At 37.3% G+C, this 21,024-nt stretch carries 16 protein-coding genes and 1 pseudogene; all 17 read left to right on the top strand.

Features of this window, described 5'->3' with window-relative positions:
• Positions 1-163: IS3 family transposase (locus tag ACFORF_RS03735; RefSeq protein WP_380425691.1), on the top strand; the 163-nt coding region annotated here is incomplete at its 5' end.
• Positions 164-244: 81 nt separating this feature from the next.
• A complete protein-coding gene (locus ACFORF_RS03730) occupies positions 245-2,602 on the top strand; it encodes a GH39 family glycosyl hydrolase (protein WP_380425612.1) in 2,358 nt (785 codons plus the stop codon).
• A gap of 168 nt (positions 2,603-2,770) precedes the next feature.
• Positions 2,771-3,685, top strand: coding sequence for a sugar phosphate isomerase/epimerase family protein (locus tag ACFORF_RS03725; protein ID WP_380425610.1), 915 nt, complete (start codon positions 2,771-2,773; stop codon positions 3,683-3,685).
• 14 nt (positions 3,686-3,699) lie between these two features.
• The gene (locus ACFORF_RS03720; RefSeq protein WP_380425608.1) at positions 3,700-4,749 is read left to right on the top strand and encodes a Gfo/Idh/MocA family protein; all 1,050 of its coding nucleotides are present in this window, start codon (positions 3,700-3,702) and stop codon (positions 4,747-4,749) included.
• A 21-nt stretch (positions 4,750-4,770) separates the two neighbouring features.
• Positions 4,771-5,874, top strand: coding sequence for a Gfo/Idh/MocA family protein (locus ACFORF_RS03715; RefSeq protein ID WP_380425606.1), 1,104 nt, complete (start codon positions 4,771-4,773; stop codon positions 5,872-5,874).
• 88 nt (positions 5,875-5,962) lie between these two features.
• Positions 5,963-6,397, top strand: coding sequence for a C-glycoside deglycosidase beta subunit domain-containing protein (locus ACFORF_RS03710; protein WP_380425605.1), 435 nt, complete (start codon positions 5,963-5,965; stop codon positions 6,395-6,397).
• Between the two features lie 4 nt (positions 6,398-6,401).
• On the top strand, positions 6,402-7,391 hold the full coding sequence (locus ACFORF_RS03705) for a sugar phosphate isomerase/epimerase family protein (RefSeq protein WP_380425603.1): 990 nt from the start codon (positions 6,402-6,404) through the stop codon (positions 7,389-7,391).
• 27 nt (positions 7,392-7,418) lie between these two features.
• Positions 7,419-8,816: an MFS transporter gene (locus tag ACFORF_RS03700; protein WP_380425602.1), complete on the top strand. Its 1,398-nt coding sequence runs from the start codon at positions 7,419-7,421 to the stop codon at positions 8,814-8,816.
• Between the two features lie 57 nt (positions 8,817-8,873).
• Positions 8,874-11,063 carry a glycoside hydrolase family 3 N-terminal domain-containing protein gene (locus ACFORF_RS03695; RefSeq protein WP_380425600.1) on the top strand — a complete coding sequence of 730 codons (2,190 nt, stop codon included), beginning with the start codon at positions 8,874-8,876 and terminating at the stop codon, positions 11,061-11,063.
• A 15-nt stretch (positions 11,064-11,078) separates the two neighbouring features.
• The gene (locus ACFORF_RS03690) at positions 11,079-12,701 is read left to right on the top strand and encodes a glycoside hydrolase family 43 protein (protein ID WP_380425599.1); all 1,623 of its coding nucleotides are present in this window, start codon (positions 11,079-11,081) and stop codon (positions 12,699-12,701) included.
• Between the two features lie 101 nt (positions 12,702-12,802).
• On the top strand, positions 12,803-15,424 hold the full coding sequence (locus tag ACFORF_RS03685) for a glycosyl hydrolase (protein WP_380425598.1): 2,622 nt from the start codon (positions 12,803-12,805) through the stop codon (positions 15,422-15,424).
• Positions 15,425-15,448: 24 nt separating this feature from the next.
• Positions 15,449-16,525, top strand: coding sequence for an alpha/beta hydrolase (locus ACFORF_RS03680; protein ID WP_380425596.1), 1,077 nt, complete (start codon positions 15,449-15,451; stop codon positions 16,523-16,525).
• Between the two features lie 121 nt (positions 16,526-16,646).
• Entirely contained in the window at positions 16,647-16,961 is a 315-nt protein-coding gene (locus tag ACFORF_RS03675; RefSeq protein ID WP_380425594.1) for an HAD family hydrolase, read from the top strand.
• Positions 16,958-17,917 carry an ROK family glucokinase gene (locus ACFORF_RS03670; protein WP_380425592.1) on the top strand — a complete coding sequence of 320 codons (960 nt, stop codon included), beginning with the start codon at positions 16,958-16,960 and terminating at the stop codon, positions 17,915-17,917. Before ACFORF_RS03675 ends, ACFORF_RS03670 begins: the two co-directional genes overlap by 4 nt.
• A 28-nt stretch (positions 17,918-17,945) precedes the next feature.
• A pseudogene (locus ACFORF_RS03665) lies at positions 17,946-18,776 on the top strand (IS30 family transposase); the annotation flags it as partial.
• A gap of 134 nt (positions 18,777-18,910) precedes the next feature.
• Positions 18,911-19,933, top strand: coding sequence for a LacI family DNA-binding transcriptional regulator (locus ACFORF_RS03660; protein ID WP_380425687.1), 1,023 nt, complete (start codon positions 18,911-18,913; stop codon positions 19,931-19,933).
• Between the two features lie 168 nt (positions 19,934-20,101).
• Entirely contained in the window at positions 20,102-21,022 is a 921-nt protein-coding gene (locus ACFORF_RS03655) for an ABC transporter permease (RefSeq protein ID WP_380425590.1), read from the top strand.
• The last annotated feature ends 2 nt before the right edge of the window (positions 21,023-21,024 follow it).

Below are 21,024 nucleotides of genomic sequence, written 5' to 3'. Positions count from 1 at the left end.
CACCTACCGTTCCTTCAAACTGGAGTTTATTCATCAAGAAACCTTTCATTCACTTGAAGAACTAACCCTTAAAACCAAGAACTATGTCCACTGGTGGAATTATCATCGCATACACGGTAGTCTCAATTACCAAACACCCATGGCTAAGCGAGTGATCGCTTAACGAAAAAACACTTTATAAAAATTGTACAGAAAAGCGTTACCTTTTCAGTCTTGAGTGAAACGAAAGGAATGATTTATAAATATGTTAGAAAATAGACGTGAAAAAATTAGAATTAAATTACTTGAAGGTATGAATGAGAATGAGCATTATCATCGCGATATCGAATTATTATTTGTAATCAGAGGAAATATAAAAATTGATTTAAGTGGTGAGATACTATATCTTTATGAGGGACAATTTTTTATCTTTAACTCAATGCAAAAGCATATTATTGAAACACTTGAGGAATCGAATGTGATGAGAGTGTATATAGAGTATGAATTGGTAAGAGATATTATCGGAGATGATAATTTCCTTTTTGAAAACCATTATAAATTTGAGAATGCGTCGTATATAGCTGTTAAGAGTGCAATTAATGAGTTGCTTTACTATTATGTTGAGGCTAATAGTAGTAAAGTTGATTTTGCTTATTTATCTCATTGTTACAATATTTTAGAGAAACTTACTTTATTTCTGAACCAAGATAACTCTTCACTGAATCACATTGAAAATAATAATAGGACTCATGAAATTAAAAATTATATTGAATTAAATTATAACCAACCTATCAGTTTACAGTCCTTAGCGGATTATCTTTTTCTTTCTCCGACGTATTTATCAAAATATTTTAAAAAAGAATTTGGTCTTAATTTTAAGCAATATATCACAAATTACAGACTAGATAAAGCATATCAAGAAGTTATTTATACGAAAAAAAGTTTGGCGAATATTGCTTTTGAAGTTGGATTTCCAAATAAGCAGTCTTTTTTAAAGGCCTTCGAAGAAACTTACGGAAAAAATCCGAAAGAGTTTAGAGATAAACGAACTTCTATTGAACAAGGTGTAGAAACTTTTTTTGATGATAAAGATAAAGAAATCATTGAAAATTATCTTAAGAACGAAGAGAGTAAACAAAATAAACAATTAATTATTAATTGTTCTGCATCTAAAGTGGATAAATTAGATGTGCTTTCTCAAATAATGATTAATATTGGGGAGGCTGAATCTCTCTTGAATAGCAGATTACAGAAGCAACTGCTTTTAATGATGCAAGAATTTGGTGTAAAGAATGTTAGAATATGGAATATATTTACTCAAGGAATGTTAGTAACTAATGTGGATGGGGAGCTGATTTACAATTTTTCAAAGATTAATGCTGTTTTTGATTTTTTAGTAGAACACAATTTCTTTCCCCATATAGAACTTGGTGAAAGAAACAAGATTATTTCGAAACGTATTGGAGAAACGATTAAAATTGATATTGGTAAAAATAATCCATCTAGTCAAGCATTATCAAAGTTATTAAATGTATTTTTAAAACACGTTGTAAAACGTTATGGACTATCTACGATTGAAAAATGGCGATTCGAACTATGTATAGGAGACTCAAATTTTAAGAACAATTATTTAATTGAAGATTATATAGAGTGCTTTTCTATGATTCATAAAGTTTGTAAGAACTATTCTGATAAAATACTATTAGGAGGCCCCGGCTATTCTGAATATTATCACGTAGATGAAAAAATTTGGAAACTGTGGAAAAATAAAGATACAAAACCAGATTTTATTAGCTTATGTTCTTACAATTATATTGTGGATAAGAACAATACAGAACTTGGGAATACGATTCGTGATAAAAATAGGAAGAGAGTGTTTGAAGATGTTGTGGCTCTAAAGGCTGTCTTGGAAAAATTTGATATGGAAACTATTCCTATTTGGGTGACTGAGTGGAATTTAACAATATCTGATAGGAATTTTATCAATGACTCTTGTTTTAAAGGTTGTTATATCTTAGAGAATGTTTTCATGAATGATGTAAGTGTTTTGAGTTATCATTATCTAAGCGATTTAAATTCAGAGTACTACGATTCAGGTAATTTTATTTTTGGTGGTCTAGGGTTGATTGCGAATGAAAATATTATTAAACCATCTGGATATGCCTACTCATTTTTAAATCAGCTATATGATTATTGTCTTGCTAAAGGCGATGACTATATTGTTACGACTGATTTGAATGACAATTACGCGATTATCTGTCACAATAAACAAGAATTTTCCGATTTATACTATGCTACAGATGAGGACAAACTAGATATTTCAGAAATTCCTTCATATTTTGAAGATACGGATAAAACATTGAATATTGTAATATCTGACATCAGTACAGGAGTGTACAAAATTAAGACAAGGAGTATTTCTCCTAATAAAGGGAATTTAATCAATATATGGAAACAATTAAGTTTTTATCAAGATTTATCACAAAACGATATTGAATTTATCAGAATAAATTCAGCTCCAGACTTAAATATTGTTAATGTTGAATCAGTAAATAACAAAGTATCACTAGTAAGAGAGTTACAGGCTAACGAATTTATTTTAATTAGAATGAAGCGTCTATAGTAAGAAGGACAAGAAATTAATCATTTTCTTGTCCTTTTCTTTTTGGGAGATAGGTATGAAAGTGTAAAGGATGATATTTTATGGATAATTAGACAATAAAGGATAATTTTTTTATGTTTTGAAATTGTATAATTAACGTGTTAAAAGATTAAAGAAAGAGGAAAAGATATGAAACTAGGACTTGTGTCAGCGATTCTTGGTGATTCAGATTTTTATGAATTGATTGATATCGTTGCTGAAAATGGTTTGAACTGTGTAGAAGTGGCATGCTGGCCACAGGGAAAAGCTGCGCGCCGCTACGCTGGAGTGTCCCACATTGATGTGGCAAATTTGAACGTAGAAAAAGCGGAAGAGCTCAAAGCTTATGCAACTGGTAAGGGGGTGGAAATTTCATCACTTGCTTACTATCCAAATCCGCTTGATGAAGATTTAGAAAAACGTCAAGAAGTGATTGATCACTTGTACAAAGTCATTGATGCGTCAGCTCTGATGGGTGTGAATATGGTAACGACTTTTATCGGACGTATGCCAAGTAAAACTGTTTCAGTTAATATTGAGGAAGCCAAAAAAGTTTGGACACCAATTCTGACTCACGCTAAAGAAAAAGGTGTTAAAGTGGCGATTGAAAACTGTCCAATGCTCTTCACAGAAGACGAATGGCCAGGAGGACAAAACCTCTTTACAACACCAGCCATCTGGCGTCAAGTCTTTGAAGCACTGCCATTTGACAATCTAGGTATTAACTATGACCCATCGCACTTCGTATGGCAACAAATCGATTACATCGCACCGCTTTATGAGTTCAAGGATAAGATTTTCCATGTTCACTATAAAGACATCAAGGTTTATCCTGATAAATTGAAAGACGTTGGTGTGATGGCGACTCCGCTTCAGTACATGAGTCCAAAACTTCCGGGTCTTGGTGACGTTGATTGGGGTAAATATGTATCAGCTTTAACGGACATTGGCTTTGATGGTTATACAGTAATTGAAGTTGAAGACAAAGCTTTTGAAAAAACGTTTGAAGATGTGAAAAACTCAATTACACTTAGCGCACGTTATCTCAGAAATTTTGTGATTTAGAAAGAGGAAGTCTTATGAAAATTAAACTAGGTATCATCGGCTATGGTGGGATGGGAAAATGGCATGCAGAAAATGCGCCTCGTGCTGGCGTAGAGATTGTAGCGGTGTGTGATATTGTTCCTGAAAAAGTTGCAGAAGCTCGTGAAAAAGGCTTTACAGCCTATGACAGTGCTGAGGAACTCTTACAAAATCCTGAAGTCAACACTGTTATTTTGACCGTACCCAACCATCTGCATCATCCTATGTGTTTACTAGCGGCGAAGGCTGGAAAAAATGTTATCACTGAAAAACCAGCTGCGCTCAACGTTAAAGAATTGGATGAGATGGAGGCTGCTTGTAAAGAAGCAGGTGTTTTCTTTACCGCCCACCAAAATCGTCGCTGGGATAGAGATATGTTGATTGCTAAGAAGGCAATTGATGAAAACAAATTAGGGAATGTTTTTACAATTGAATCTAAATTACATTCTGGTAATGGTTACATGCATGAGTGGCATATCTATCAAAAATATGGCGGTGGGATGATTTATGATTGGGGAGTACACCTTATTGATCAAATCTTGTTTATGATGCCGACTGCGAAATTGAAAACAATTTTTGCTGATATTAAAAATGTTCTTCATGAAGAAGTTGATGATTATTTCAAAATAATTTTGAAATTTGATAACGATGTAACTGCTCATATTGAATTATCAACCTATATTTTGAATTATCAACCACGTTGGCTTGTTGGTGGTGATAAAGGAACCTTGATTATTAATACCTTTGGATGTGATGGGGAAATTTACCATACAGGAAAATTACTTGAAAAACTCCCACCACAAATAACAGAGACTGAGGCAGGACCAACTAGACAATTTGCCCCAGTTCCGCCAGGTGGTATCGTGACTGAGCAATTACCAGAAGTGCAAACGGACTGGGTAGACTTCTATCGTAATGTTTCGGATGTTCTTGATGGCAAAGCAGACTCTAAAATTAAGATTTCTGAAGTGCGTCGTGTCCTTGCAGTTATGGAAGCAGCAAGGGAATCTTCTGAATTAGGAATTGCAATAAAATTTGAAAATTAAATAAAAAGGAGAACTATAAATATGACTAAACTTGGAATAGGTATCATTGGATGTGGCGGTATTGCAAACCAAAAACATTTTCCAGCACTTAAAAATAATACAGATTTAGGTGAAATGGTTGCTTTTTGTGACATTATTGTAGAACGAGCTGAAAAAGCAAATGCAGATTTTGGTTCAGAAACATCAAAAGTCTATAAAGATTATCATGATTTGCTTGCTGATGAAAATGTTGATGTGGTACATATCTGTACGCCGAATGTGTCTCATAGTGAGATTGCTATTGCAGCTTTTGCAGCTGGTAAACATGTCTATTGTGAAAAACCAATGTCTCATAGCACAGTGGAAGCAGAAAAGATGGTTGAGGCATGGAAAAAATCAGGCAAGAAATTTACGGTTGGTTACCAAAATCGTTTCCGTCCAGATGTCCAAAACCTCCATGCTGCTTGTGCAGCAGGTGATTTAGGTGATATCTATTATGGTAAAGCTCACGCAGTTCGTCGTCGTGGTGTCCCAACATGGGGTGTCTTTCCTGATAAATCTCAACAAGGTGGTGGCCCACTTATTGATATCGGTACACATGCTCTTGACATCACTCTATGGTGTATGGACAACTATGATGTTGATAGTGTAAACGGCTCAGTTTTCTACAAACTAGGTGGTTTGAAACAAGCTACGGAAGGAAACCTCTTCGGTGCTTGGGATCCAGAAACGTTTGAAGTAGAAGATTCAGCTGTAGGTTTTGTCAAAATGAAGAACGGTGCTACTATTTCACTTGAAGCATCGTGGGCGCTCAATATTTTAGAATCACGTGAAGCATCAACAACACTTTGTGGTACATTAGCAGGTGCTGAAATCCATTCAGGTATGAGTCATAGCAAAAATGAGTTGATTTATAACCGTGGTCGTAACAATCAATTGATGGAAGAAACACTTTCACCAGTTGGTGGTGTTGCTTACTTTGGTGGCGGCGGTGGTGAAGAGGGAGCCATTGATGCGAAGCAATGGCTTGAAGCTGTTCAAAATGATACAGATCCTTTAGTTAAACCTGAAGAGGCTCTCGTGGTAACAAAGATTTTGGATGCTATTTATCAAGCAGCTGAAGCAAATAAAGAAATTAAGTTCTAGAATTTCGTTTATATTAAGGTAAGCAAACAAGCTTGCCTTAATATAACATCTGAAATTTAAGCGCTTTCAAAAAAGAAAGGAAAAGCAAATGGCTTTTGCAATGAGGATGCCTCTGAATGAGGAAATTATTAAAAAAAATTCTTATAAAGAAGAATACATTAATGGAAAAAATCAAGGTTTTAGCTTTAATATCCAATTAGCTTACTATCGTGGCCACTATTTGTCTGATATTGATCATTTGTCAGTCACAGTGGATGGTGAGGAAATACCACAAGAAGCTATTACCTTTGAACTTAATGGTAAAGAGTTACCTGTTTACAAGGTCAAAGAAGGTTATACAGAATTTTGGAGTCAGGTTGATCCTGCGACGATTCATGTGATTAAACCAGGCGGTTTAGCACCAGGTAAACATGAAGTAAAACTTGATTTAATGTTACGTATACCTTATATGGAAATCGGTCCAAATCATACTTTTATGCCACTTGATTCTGGTGATACAATTGTTTTTGAAGTGAAGGAGTAGAAGGATGAGTAAAGAAAATATTAAAATTGGAGCGACACTCTTCTGCTATGGAACTGAGTTTGCTCGCTATCAATATGATTTTGAGGAATGTGTAAAACAAGCTGCACTTGCTGGAGCAACTGGATATGAAATTGTTGGGACTCAGATGCTTGTTGGCTATCCTGGTGTGACGGATGAGTTTCTTGGTTTTATTCAAAAACTAAAGGCTAAGTATGGTATTGGCCCTGTTGGGTATGGAGCAAATAATGATAAAGGCAAGCGCCCTGATCGTAATCTGACAGATGATGAGATGCTGGCTGATGCAATTATTGATCTTAAGACAGCTCATAAACTTGGATGTAAAGTGATGCGTGCACAGATGATGTTATCTCCAGAAGCATTTGAACGTTTGGCACCTTATGCAGAGCTTTATGATGTTAAAGTCGGCATTGAAATTCATAATCCAGAAACACCACTATCTGACAATATGAAACGTTATCTGGAAGTTATCAAGCGCACAGGTTCAACCTATCTAGGCTTTATTCCTGATTTAGGATGTTTTGCGACAAAACCCAATAAGCCACATTGGGATAGGGCTCTTAAAGCAGGTGTGTCTAAAGAGCATTTACAAGCTGCAGCTCAAATGCGTTATGACGGTGTATCAGTTCAAGAAGCACAAGAGAAGTTACTTGCACAAGGTGCTAGTCCAGCTATTATTCCAGCACTTCAAGGAATGTATGGTTTTGTTCAATTTAGGCCAGAATCTTCGTTACCAGCTTTACTTGATGAATTGAAAGCAATTTTACCATATAGTTTTGAGATTCATGGTAAATTCCATTATTTGGATGACAATAATGTTGAAGCAAGTATTCCTTATGATGACATCTTAGCAGTGATTGCAGAATCTGATTTTGATGGCTACATTGTTGGTGAGTACGAAGATGAATTATATTGTGGCGGTACTGAATTTACCAAGCGACAAATTAAAATGCTTAAACGAATTTTAAATAATTAAAAAAATTAACTTAAAAGGAGTTTGTCTATGACAAAAGTAGCAGTACATACTGTGACATGCACAGAGAAGCAAGGAAAAATTTCTTTTCTTCGTAAAGTTGGTTATGGTTGTGGTGAGTTGGGTTCCTCCCTTTCTTGGACAATGATTTCATCTTATTTGACTGTATTTTATACAGATGTAGTTGGTCTGACACCATTAATTATCTCAGCCATTATGTTAGGAGCTCGTATTTGGGATGCGATTAATGATCCCATGTTTGGGGCAATTGCTGAAACTACTGAATCAAAGTGGGGACGATTCAGACCGTATATCATATATGGAGCACCCGTCTTAGCACTTTTTGGTTCATTAACATTCTTGAATCTTGATATTCCAATGTTTTGGAAAATTGTATGGTGTACCTTTACGTACGTAGGATGTGGTATGGCTTATACTGCAGTAAATATATCTGTAGGTAGTTTTGCTAATTCAATTACTGCAAATAATGATGAACGTGTACAATTAAATGCTTTTCGTGGAGCAATGGGATCAGTAGCCGGAGTTTTAATAAGCGCTGTTACGATGCCACTGATTTTATTTTTTGGAAATGGATCAACATCATCTGGGAATGGTTATTTTTGGGCGGCAGTAATTTTTTCAATCATAAGCATTCCAGCTTTTTGGATTTGTGCGTTCTCGAATAAAGAAGCTATTGGAGGAGATGGCAAAGCGCATACAGTTGGTGATACGATGCGACGACTTTGGGGAGCTTTTCGAACTATTATAATTAATCGTGATGCCATGTGTGTAGTTGCAGCTATGTTCCTATTTTTGACTGGAGTTTTTGGACGTCTGGGGATTATGGCTTATCAATTCATCTATGTGCTTAAAAATCCTATGGCAATGGGGTATTTTGCAGTAGCTCTACAATTTGGTATGGGACTGGTTAACTTATACGCACCATTTTTACTTTCTCGAGTTGACAAAAAGATTTGTGGAGCTTTAAGTAGTGCAGCTCAAGTGATTTGTTGCGTTCTATTCTTTATTTTTGGTCAGCAGGGAAATGTAATGGCAAGTGTTATTGTCGGATTCTTATATGGTTTCACGAATCTTGGAGGTCTTGTCTCTTATGGATTATGTGGTGAGATTATTGATGATAGCTGGTTGAAGACAGGTGTTCGTTTTGATGGTGTTATCTACTCTGTTATTTCATTTTCTACTAAGCTTGGGAATGCTATTGGTGGTTCAATTGGTATTGTCATACTTGCAGCAGTTGGATTTGTTGCTAATAGTGAGATGAGTAATGAGGTACTAACACGTATGAATGCCGTTATCAATTTTGGTCCAGCATTATTCTTTGCTTTAGCAATTATTCCATTCTTAATGATTTCAATGACAAATGCTAAAGGACGTGAAAATGAAAAATTGATTGCTGAAAAACAATAGTGATAAGAAAAGTAGTTGCAATAATATATCTGCAACTCTTTTTAGAAATGAGGAAAGATGAAATTATCAGCTGAACAAGAAACGAAAATTCAATCTCTCATAAGAGAAATGACTCTCGATGAGAAAATTGCTCAACTTAATCAAGCCTCTGTTTCTATCGTTGGTGGCTTTGATGTCCCCTTTAGTGAATTAATTGAAATGATGACCGATGGGCGTCTGTCCCAAGATGAGTTCCATAAGATCATGGCAACCAGTGAAAAAGACTACCATGAAGAAGAGATTAAGCAGGGACTTGTGGGATCTATTATGGTTCAAGACCCAGAAACGTCCAACCGTCTTCAAAAGATTGCCATTGAAGAGAGCCGTCTTGGCATCCCTTTGATTATTGGGCTGGATGTCATTCATGGCTATAAAACCGTCGTTCCTATTGCGCTAGCAGAAGCAGGAAGTTTTGACCGTGATTTAATGAGACGGACGGCTCAGATGGCTGCCAAAGAATCACGAGCTGATGGCATTCATTGGCATTTTGCTCCAATGCTTGATATTAGTCGAGATGCTCGTTGGGGACGTGTGTCAGAAGGTGGAGGGGAAGATCCTTATCTCTTATCACAATTTGCCAAGGCAAAGATCGAAGGTCTGCAAAACGACCAATCGTCTCACCTGAACTATGTTGCGGCTTGCTTGAAGCATTATGTCGGCTATGGCGCTTGTGAAGGAGGTCGTGACTACAATACAGTGTCCATGTCTGAGTCCCTTCTGCGCAATGTCTATCTCCCGCCGTTTAGAGCAGCTATTGATGCCGGTGCCACAACGGTTATGGCAGCTTTCAATGATTTAAACGGTGTACCTTGTACGGTTAATCGTGAGATGTTGACAGACAAATTACGTGAGGAATTTGGATTTGATGGATTTGTAGTTAGTGATGCTAATGCGATTCGTGAATGTGTCGCCCATGGTATCGCTTCAGATGAGGCAGAAGCAGGTGCTAAAGCGCTCTATGCAGGTCTTGACATGGATATGGGAACGGAAATTTATTTGAAGACTTTAAAAGGCTCTTTAGCGTCTGGAACGATTTCACTTGAAACCGTTGATCAAGCTGTTGAACGTATCCTACGGGTAAAAATGTGGTTGGGTTTATTTGACCATCCGTATGTCGAACTTCCTGAATCAGATGAACTTTCTGAAGACAATAAAGCTCTCGCTTTAGAAGCTGCTGAGAAATCCATTGTTTTGTTAAAAAATAAAGACGACCTTCTTCCACTTCCAATAGATACTAAGATTAGTATTATTGGGGAATTGGCTAATAAAGCTTCAGAAGTTTCTGGTGCTTGGGCGATTAGTTTTCGAGAAAAAGATGGCGTTTCTCTTGTCGAAGGAATCACGAAAGAATTTCCTAATAGCCGCTATTTTGAAGTTGGAGGTCTTGAGACACCAATTAATGAAGCAATACTCCAAGAAGCCCTTGCCTATGGTGATGTGATTATTTTAGTAGCAGGTGAATTGGTTTCCATGTCTGGAGAAGCGACGTCAAGAGCAGACATTTCATTGCCAGGTGAACAGAGTAAACTTTTTGCGGCTCTGGAGAACCTCGATAAGCCAACCGTTGCCATTTTGATGAATGGTCGTCCAATGGCGATTGAAAAAGAAGTTGGTCAAGTGGATGCAGTAATTGAGGCTTGGCATTTGGGCATTCAAATGGGTCATGCGGTGGCGCGCACACTTTCGGGAGCCAATAATCCCAGCGCACGTCTAACAGTTTCATTTCCGAGAGTATCAGGACAGTGTCCAGTTTATTATAATCACCCCAATACAGGTCGTCCAGCTGGCCGAAGCAAGTTCACGTCTAAATACATGGATATTGAGCCAGGGGCGCTTTATGATTTTGGCTATGGTTTAAGTTACTCGCGCTTTGCATTTGGGAATGTTGTGTTAAAAGAAACAGCTGAGAGTATTCAAATCATACTTGATGTTAGTAACATCAGTGACCGAGATGGCGAAGAAGTGGTACAACTCTATGTGACAGATAAGGTTGGTTCTCTTGTTCGTCCAGTGAAAGAGCTTAAAGGTTTTGAGAAAGTTACGGTTGCCTCTAAGGAAAAAGTGGCAGTAGAGCTCCGTGTTGATAAGAAAGACTTAGGTTTTTGGAACAATCAAGGTCAGTATTGCCTTGAGGATGGCGACTTTATTTTTACAGTTACTGATGGCAATGAGAATAGTGAGAGCTTTGAGTTAAACTTATCATTTTAAGAGGAGGAGTCTGAGATGGTAACTGTTACAAATCCTATTATTTCCGGTTTTTATCCAGATCCTAGTATCTGCCGTGTTGATGAGGATTATTATCTTGTCTGTTCTAGTTTTGAACTTTATCCAGGGATTCCAATTTTTCATAGCAAGGATTTAGCTAATTGGGAATTAATTGGGCATGCTCTAACGGTAGATAACGATTTTTATGTTCGTGCTAATAGCTATACTGGAGGTGTCATGGCACCAACAATTCGTTATTATAACGGAACATTCTATGTTATTAATGCCAACTTTGCAGATAAAGGGAATTTTATTGTGACAACTGAAGACCCTATGAAAGGATGGTCAGAACCAATCTGGCTAGATGATATTCCAGGGATTGATGCATCACTTTTTATTGATGATGATGGTTCTGCGTATATCATAGGTACTGGAAAAGTTGTTGAACGAGCAGATGGTTCAAAAGATAAAGGGATTTATATTGCACCTTTTGATTTAAAAAATATGAAAAGGACAGGGAATCCTAAAGCAATATGGGACTCTGCACTTCGTGATGCTTCTTCACCTGAGGCGCCACATATTTATAAAAAAGATGGGTATTATTACTTAGTGATTGCGGAAGGAGGAACAGAACATTTTCACTCTGTTTCAGTTGCTAGATCCAAAACTATTGATGGTTGGTATGAGGGAAATCCAGCAAACCCAGTAATGACACATCGACAACTTGGTTTTAAATCTGAAATATCAAATGTCGGACACGCTGACTTTGTAGAGGGACCAAATGGAGATTGGTACGCAGTCTTGTTGGCATCGCGAACTATTGATGGATATTATAAAAATTTAGGGCGTGAAACTTTTATTTGTCCTATTTCTTGGGAAAGAGGATGGCCTTATCTTAGTCCTGAGACAGGTAAAATAGAATCCTCTTATGAGATTGAAGGAGTTGTTGAAACGGGTTATAAGCTGAGCCAAACGATTAATCTTGATATGACTTCTGGAGTTCTACCTAATGAAATGGTATTGTGGGGAACACCATATGAAGAGGTTTATCGATTTGAAAACAATGAACTTGTGATAAATTGCCTGGAACGCAGTATTTCAGAAAGGCTTCGCCGTACAATTGATAAAGAAAAAAACACTGAGTGTAATCAAGTTGTGGGGTTTATTGGATGTCGTCAGAAGGAGCCAAACGCCCTTGTAGAAACAGCATTTACTTTTGAACCGAAAGGGAAAGAAGTAGCAGGACTTGTCATAATGCAAGCTAGTAACCATCAGTTTAAAGTACAGCTTGTTCGAAATAATGGACAAAAAGTATTAGAACTGGTTCAAGTGACAACGAAAATGAATAAACCACCACATTTTCCAGGTTTTGAATCTGAGACAGGTCAGAAGGTTTTGGCTAGTATTTATCTTAAAAATAATATAGTAGAAATCAAATTTGAGGCGGTTGGTCAAGACTATACTTTCCATTATAAAGTAGATAATGAATGGGAGTTGCTTGGCAAGACAGATGGCCGGATTATCAATCCTGAAATTGTTGGTTGTATGTCTGGAACGATGATTGGCATGTTTGCTAGTGCTAATGGGGACAAATCTGACAATGCTGCACGTTTTAGCAAGTTTTATTACACAGTTAAATAGTTTTGGTACAAAAGACAATGAACAATTATTTTTCGCTTATGGTGAATAAAGAATTATGAAGATTACATTTTAGAAATAAGTATTTAAGAAAAGGGTATCCCATGAAAAATCATATTTTCCCATTTTTATGGATGAGAGGCGAGTCAGACGAGGTGATTCGCGAAGAAATGGATAGAATTAACTATTGTGGCATTAAGGCGGTGTGTGTTGAGGCAAGACCTCATGATGATTATTGTGGCCCAGACTGGTGGCGTGATTTAGGGATTGTACTTGAAGAAGCTGAAAAACGTCAGATGAAAGTCTGGATTTTGGATGATAAACACTTTCCAACTGGTTTTGCTAATGGCTTAATTAAGGACAAATACCCAGACCGTAAGAAGCAATACATTAATTGTTCGACTGCTGACGTTTTTGGGAAATCCCGACTGATGACCTTGGATATTAATCGTATGTTAAAACCAAGTATTGGTTTTTGGCAAATTGGAGATGCTGTAGATTACGATGAGCGATTAAATAATGAAGTGGTTGCCATTGTTGCTCTCAGATTTGACGAAGATAATATTTTTCATGAAGATACGATTGATTTGACAGAACTCTACACAGTAGATAATCCTGTGATTAGGTTTCAACTACCAGAAGGTGCGTGGCGTGTCCATTTGATCTATAAGACAAGAACTGATGGTGGAGATGACACTTATATCAATATGATTGACGAAATATCTGCCTCTACTCAGATTGAAGCTGTCTATGAGCCTCATTTTGGAAAATTTAAGGAGAAATTTGGTACTACTATTGCAGGATTTTTCTCAGATGAACCACAATTTGGTAACATTTTTGAGCAATGTTTTGATACGAAAGTTGGTCATAAAAAGATGTCTCTGCCTTGGAGTGAAGAGCTAAAAAAACTATTGGTTGAAGCGTATGGTGATAGCTTTACTGAAAAATTAGTATATCTCTTTGCTAGCACAAAAGAGCGTATTTTAGAACCTCAGGTTCGATATGATTATATGGATTTTATTTCCAGACTTTATGCTAAAAATTTTGCTCAACCTATTGGACATTGGTGTGAAGAGCATGGTGTGGAGTATATTGGTCATGTTGTTGAAGATAATAGTGTACATAGTCGTTTAGGTTTAGGTGCGGCACATTATTTCAGAGCAATCAGTGGTCAGCATATGGCAGGGATTGATTGTATTGGTGGTCAAGTTGTTTATGGAGCTGGAAGGCAAACTCATGGAGGTATGAGTGATTCGGATGGTGAATTTTTCCACTATATACTAGGTAAACTTGGTGCTTCAAGTGGTCACTTAGAACCTAAGAAAAAGGGGCGTACTATGTGTGAGCTATTTGGTGCTTATGGTTGGAATTTTGGTGTTAGGGACATGAAATACGTCTTGGATCATCTGCTAGTACGTGGTGTTAATGAACTGGTACCTCATGCCTTTTCTATGGCTAACTATCCAGATTCTGATTGTCCACCACATTTCTATGCACGAGGTCATAATGGTCAATTTGATTACTTTGCAGATCTAATGAGATATGGTAATCGGATGTGTGATTTACTTAGTGATGGTCAACATGTGGCTTCTGTAGCTGTTCTCTACGATGGAGAATTAGACTGGTCAGGAGAGCGTATGCCGATGCAGAAAATCTGTCGTCAGCTAATTGAACATCAAGTCGAATTTGATATTGTTAGTCTTGATATGTTGACAAATCTTGCCGATTATAATGGTACTATCCAAGACAACGCTCTTGTCATTAACGGCATTGCTTTTAAAATGCTTCTTGTTCCGAGTGCTGAGTATATGCCACAAGCCCTATTGGACTTCGTGGAACAACACCCAGCATTTCCAGTAATAGTAGTAGGAGACAAGCCGCTTAATGTACTTCCTGTAACGGCTCATTCTTATGAAAAGTTAGATCTTTTTACTTATCAAAATTTGGAAGGACTTGGAGAAAGTATCCAGAGGCAGGGGTTATCTCGCGTAAGCTTAGAACAGCCATTTGCTGACTTGACGGTTTACCATTACGACAAAAATGGAAATATTTTTGCTCTCCTTAATGAATCTTCAACAGCAGTTTTTTCTGGAAATATTACATTTAAAGGTAGTGAAGAATTGATAGCCTATGATGTTTATGCTGATAAAAAGTACGCTGTATCTGGTCAAATAATTGGTTCTGATTATTGCGTTTCACTCAATCTAGAACCAGGACAGGCAATAGTTCTACTAGAAAATTTTAATCAGGAAATTTACCCTATTTACCAAAGTTATCAAGAAAAACGTCAAGCAAAAACAACTGAGCAAGTACTTACTGGCGACTGGACAGTTAAGCTAATGAAAGCAAAAACATATCCGACGGTCGAAGAGGAGTTCGAGACATCAGTATTAAGCCCAATTTCCGATTGTTATCCTGATTTTGCTGGAATTATTAGGTATGAGCTTGATTTTAGGACAGACGATCTCAAAAATGTCCTCCTTGAAATGGAGCATGTCCACGAAGTGGTGACTGTGGAAATTGATGGTGTAAGAGTAGGTAGAGTAATCACAGCCCCATATGCAGTTGACCTAGAGCAACTTTCCGCTGGAGACCATCATATGGCCATTGAAGTGGCAACAACGCCAGTTAGAGACCAAGCCAATTATCCGCAACCACCGTTTGACTTCTCATATGAAGGACAGGAAGCGACAGGTTTTTGGGGGAAGGTAAGCTTGCGTTATTGAGTAACAAAAATGAGAGGAAGCGTTATGTTTACACTTGAACATTCAGTTAATGACATTTTGGCGAATAATATCATAATGTCACATTTTGAATATTTGATGCCAGTATTTTTTCTTGAACTGGTACCCGAAGAATTGAGGCATTTACCATTAAAGGAAGTTCGTCATCAAGTGATAATGCCTTGGGGAGTTCCCTATGTAGCAGATGATGTTATTGAAGGAGCAAATCAATTGATAAACTTATCTCAAGATTCGGAAAACTATGAGTTTATCAAAGTTTGGTCTGAGGAGACACCAGAGGATTATTTTCCCGCATCAGATGGAGCGCGTGATGGCGTGGGGCTCTTACTTATCAAACAATCATTTAAACCAGGGAGAAAACTAGCTCTAATCTGCCCTGGCGGAGGCTATAGTGCAGTCTCTATGTTAAACGAAGGAATTCACACTGCTAAAATTTTAGTAGAGAAAGAGTATGCTGTAGCAATTCTAAATTATCGGTGTTCGCCAAACCGTTATCCTCTCCCCCAAGAAGATTTAGCCTTAGCAATAAAACGATTGAAACTTCTGGCTAGAGAGCGTGGTGTGACGAGTGAACTGTTGACAATTGGCTTCTCGGCGGGTGGACATTTAGTTGCTTCAGAAAGTTGTTATCACAAAGAAATCGAAGAATCTCTCCAGAAAAAATTGGACAAAGAGTTTCCAGGGTTAGCTGAAAATCTTCGAGATATTTCAGCTAAATCTGATATGACTTGCCTTTCTTATCCTGTCATCAGCTTTTTGTCTGAACATCACGAAGATAGTTTTATAAATTTAACGGGAAATGATGAAATCCTCAGAGAAAAATTATCAATCGAAAAAAATGTGACAGCAGATTTTCCAAAAACCTTTGTTTGGGCCTGTCAAGATGATCAACTGGTACTAGCAAGTAATGCAGAGCGTATGTACCAAGCATTGCAAAGGATTAGTGTGGATGTTTCTTATAGATTGTATCCTACTGGTGGTCATGGTATTGCGACAGCAGAAGGGACATCGGCCGAAGGTTGGTTGAATGAATTGGTTGAATATATGAGTATTGAAGATGAAAAAATCTTTTCAAGAATCTGAAGTAATCGAGATAATTTTTACTATACGTATAATCTAGGAAAATCAACTAATCAACCTGAAGATTATTAAAATTATGGCTGTAGGTAATCCCGAGACTTTGGAAAATGCAAAGTAGGGCTTCTTGCAAGCTATTAGCGCCAGCTTTTCACTAAATAAAAGTGAAGCCTTTTACCTTGAAATCATGCAAGGTGGTGATAACAAAGCAAGAGCTTTAAAAATTTTACTAAACAAGTTTAATTTATCCTCAGAGCAGCTAATGGCCTTTGGAAACAATTTGAATGACTTAGAAATGCTTACTTTTGCCCAAGTAGGTATAGCAGTTGGGAATGCCGTTACAGAGTTGAAGGAAGTAAGTGACTATGTTACTGAGACTAATGATAATGATGGTGTTGCACAGTTTTTAGAACAGTATTATGTACGAAAGGAAGAGTTATGAAAAAAATTATCGGAATAGACCTTGGTGGAACCAGTGTTAAATTGGCAATCGTTTCACAAGAAGGAGAGGTCTTAGAAAAATGGTCAATTAAAACCAATTCTTTAGAAAATGGGAAACATATTGTTCCAGATATTATTCAATCTATTACGGAACATTTAGACCTATATCAATTGACAGCCGATGATTTTGTTGGTATTGGGATGGGATCACCTGGTAAAGTTGATGCAGTACACAAAACCGTTATCGGTGCCTACAATCTCGGTTGGTCAAATCTCCAAGAGGTCGGAAAGGCATTTGATGAAGCCTTCGGCTTACCATTTTATATTGGTAATGATGCCAATGTGGCAGCTCTCGGGGAACAATGGAAGGGAGCAGGAAAAGGAAATAGTGATGTTGTTATGTTCACGCTTGGAACAGGAGTTGGCGGAGGTATTGTTACTAACGGTCAATTGGTCACAGGAGAAGGCGGAGCAGCAGGAGAGATTGGGCATTTAACGGTTGATACGGACTATTTGACTCCATGTACCTGTGGTAAAAAGGGCTGCCTTGAGGCAGTTGCTTCAGCGACAGGGATTGTGAACTTAGCTCATCATTTTTCAAGCGAATATGAGGGTGATTCTCCTATTAAAGCTAGTATTGACAATGGAGACGAAGTAACCTCAAAAGAGATTTTTGACGCTGCCAAAGAAGGAGATGTTTTCGCCAATATGGTAGTCGATAAATTTGTTAGCTACTTAGGTCTTGCCGTATCTCACATTGCCAATACCTTGAGTCCAAGTCATATTGTTATCGGAGGCGGCGTATCAGCAGCAGGAGAGTTCTTGCGAGAAAAGATTGCGACTAAGGCATATGACTACATTTTTCCACAAATTCGTGAAACCTGCCATATCGTTCTTGCAGAGTTAGGGAATGATGCAGGTATTATTGGTGCGGCACAACTCGTTAATTTAGGGTAAAATCAAATCGATTAGATAAACGTCTTATTATAAGCTTATTGCTTATTTTAAGGCCGGACATACCGCCTATGATTACTATAAAAACTACAAAGCTAACAAGCAACGTTGTGGTCGTCGTAAAACCCAACTCACTCAAAATGAACAAACAGTTATCCAAATGCATTTAAATCGCGACTGGAGTCTAGATGTTGTTGAAGGAACTTATCCTGATAAAATCTCTTGTTCTATGAGAACTCTTTATCGCCTAGTTGACCGCGGTATCTTCAAGAAAGAGAATCTACCCTGGAAGGGAAAGCGCAAGCCAAATGGTAAGACAGAAAAACGTGGCAAGCAAGCTTTTCGTCGGGATATTCGTGAGCGTTCGAAAGTCTATCCAGAATTTGATAGGGAGTTTGGTCATCTTGAAGGTGATACTATTGTTGGTAAAAACCATAAAAGTGCAGTTATCACTTTGGTAGAGAAGCAGTCTAAAGCTATTATCACGCTTCAAACAAAGGGGCGAAAAGCTAGTGATATTGAACAAGCACTAACTAGATGGCTCTCAAGATTTCCAAAACATCTCTTTAAATCAATGACCTTTGATTGTGGGAAAGAGTTCTCTAATTGCAAGACGATTTCCAACCAGCACGATATTGATATTTTCTTTGTGGATCCAGGTTGCCCTGGGCAACGTGGATTAAATGAACACTCAAATGGGTTATTAAGACGGCACGGACTTCCTAAGCAGATGGATTTTAATGACTTGTCTCAAAAATGTCTATCAGCTATAGTTGTTAGACGAAATAATATTCCTAGGAAATCACTAAACTATCAGACACCTTATCAAGTTTTTCTGAGTTACATAAAATGTCTAGCTTAATTTGACAAATTGGGAATAATAAAGAGGTTGGGATATTTTTTCTCAGCCTTTTTAGCTATTACGGCTTATTTTTTTGAAAAACTTTCAACAAACAGGAAAAACATTGGCAAACGGTTTCAAAAAATGATAAAATGATGAAAACTAATTGGCGAAAGGATACATTTAGCGTGGGACCTGTCAAAAAATCAATTACGATGAAAGATGTTGCTAAGTTAGCTGGGGTTAGCGTGGGAACAGTTTCGCGTGTGATTAATAATGAAAATGGAATTAAAGAGTTAACCTTAACAAAAGTTAAATCTGCTATTGAAGAGCTCAATTATATTCCAGATGCCTATGCGCGTGGCATGAAAAAAAATAAGACTGAGACAGTTGCCTTGATCATTCCAACAATTTGGCATCCATTTTTTGCTGAGTTTGCTTACTATGTGGAAAATGAGCTGAGCAACCACAATTATAAACTTCTGCTCTGCAATATTTCAGGCTCAAAAAAAGAGATTGAATACATCAATATGCTTCAGCAGAATAAGGTTGATGGGATTATTGCGATTACCTATAGCCCAATCGACGATTATTTGACGACCAATATTCCATTTGTAAGTATTGACCGTACGTATGATAATAAAAATATTGCTTGTGTAACATCTGACAATAAAGCTGGTGGTCGTCTAGCTGCTAAAACATTGCTTGAGAAGGGATGCCAGCATCTTGCCTTTATTGGTGGCCATAATCAGACGACAAATGAAACTAAGAACCGTCATTGGTATTTTAAAGAATACCTTGAAAAAGTTGGTCAGACATGCTATTCTCTGGATTATGATGAGGATGTGTCAGATACAAAATATCAGGTAGAATCTTTTTTAAGAGAACATTCTGACATTGATGGCATTTTTACAATCAATGATTTCTTAGCCTTGGATGTTATCGAGATTTTAAGAAAACTTGGAAGGCGCGTACCAGAAGATGTACAGGTCATTGGTTATGATGGAATCCGTCTAGCTGCAGAGAGAAAAAATCCTGTTAGTACAATCAAGCAACCTCTGGAAGAAATGGCAAAAGAAGCGGTCCAAATTTTGCTAAGTATTATAGATGGTGTACCTCATAAGGTGCAGTCTGTGTTACCGATTTCTTTTATTGAAGGTCCAACGACAAAAAATTAATTTTTTTAGAAAAAGCTATTGACAGTAATCGCTTACAATGTTAAGATATTACTGTAATCAAAAGATACAATTTTTATTTAACAAAAAATTAAAACGTTTCAAAGGTTTTTGGAGGCAAGGGCCTTTGGTTTTTTAAGAAAAATTGAAACGTTTCAAAAAGGAGGAGCTATGGCTGTTGCTAGTGTTAAAAAGACAGGTCTTTGGGACCGTATTAAGAGACAACGTTTCTTGCTCTTAATGATCTTACCTGGACTTCTATTGACCTTTGTCTTTCGCTATATCCCTATGTATGGGGTCTTAATTGCCTTTAAAGATTTTAACCCATTAAAAGGTGTTATGGGGAGTGATTGGGTAGGTTTTACAGAGTTCACTAAATTTCTCTCTTCACCAAACTTTATGGTTCTTTTGGGAAATACCTTGAAATTAAGTGTTTATGGGCTGATTTTAGGATTTTTCCCGCCAATTATCCTTGCCATTATGCTTAACCTATTGATTAGTGATAAGGCTAAGAAACGTATTCAGCTTATCCTATACGCACCAAACTTTATCTCAGTTATTGTTATTGTCGGTATGATTTTCCTTTTCTTCTCAGCAGAGGGACCTGTAAATGGAATCCTCGCGCACTTTGGCCTTAAGACAAACTTTATGACAGAACCAGATTACTTCAGACCATTATATATCTTTAGTGGTATTTGGCAAGGTATGGGGTGGGCTTCAACACTTTACACAGCAACCTTAGTTAATGTCGATACGTCCTTGATTGAAGCAGCACAGCTTGATGGGGCAAATATTTTCCAACGGATTCGTCACATTGACTTACCAGCTTTGAAACCAATTATTGTGATTCAATTTATCTTGGCAGCTGGTAATATTATGAGTGTTGGATACGAAAAAGCTTTCTTGATGCAGACCAGCTTGAACTTAACCGCTTCTGAAATCATTTCAACTTATGTATACAAGGTCGGCCTTGTTTCAGGGGATTACTCATACTCAACAGCGGTTGGTTTGTTTAACTCAGTGATTAACATGATTCTACTCTTCTCTGTTAATAAAATCGTTGAACACCTAAATGATGGTGAAGGACTCTAGGA

This window comes from Streptococcus caprae, from assembly GCF_042649745.1.
In the GTDB taxonomy this organism is placed as follows: domain Bacteria; phylum Bacillota; class Bacilli; order Lactobacillales; family Streptococcaceae; genus Streptococcus; species Streptococcus caprae.
The sequence above is the reverse complement of the archived record's forward strand: the minus strand, read 5'-3'. Positions and strand labels throughout refer to the sequence as shown.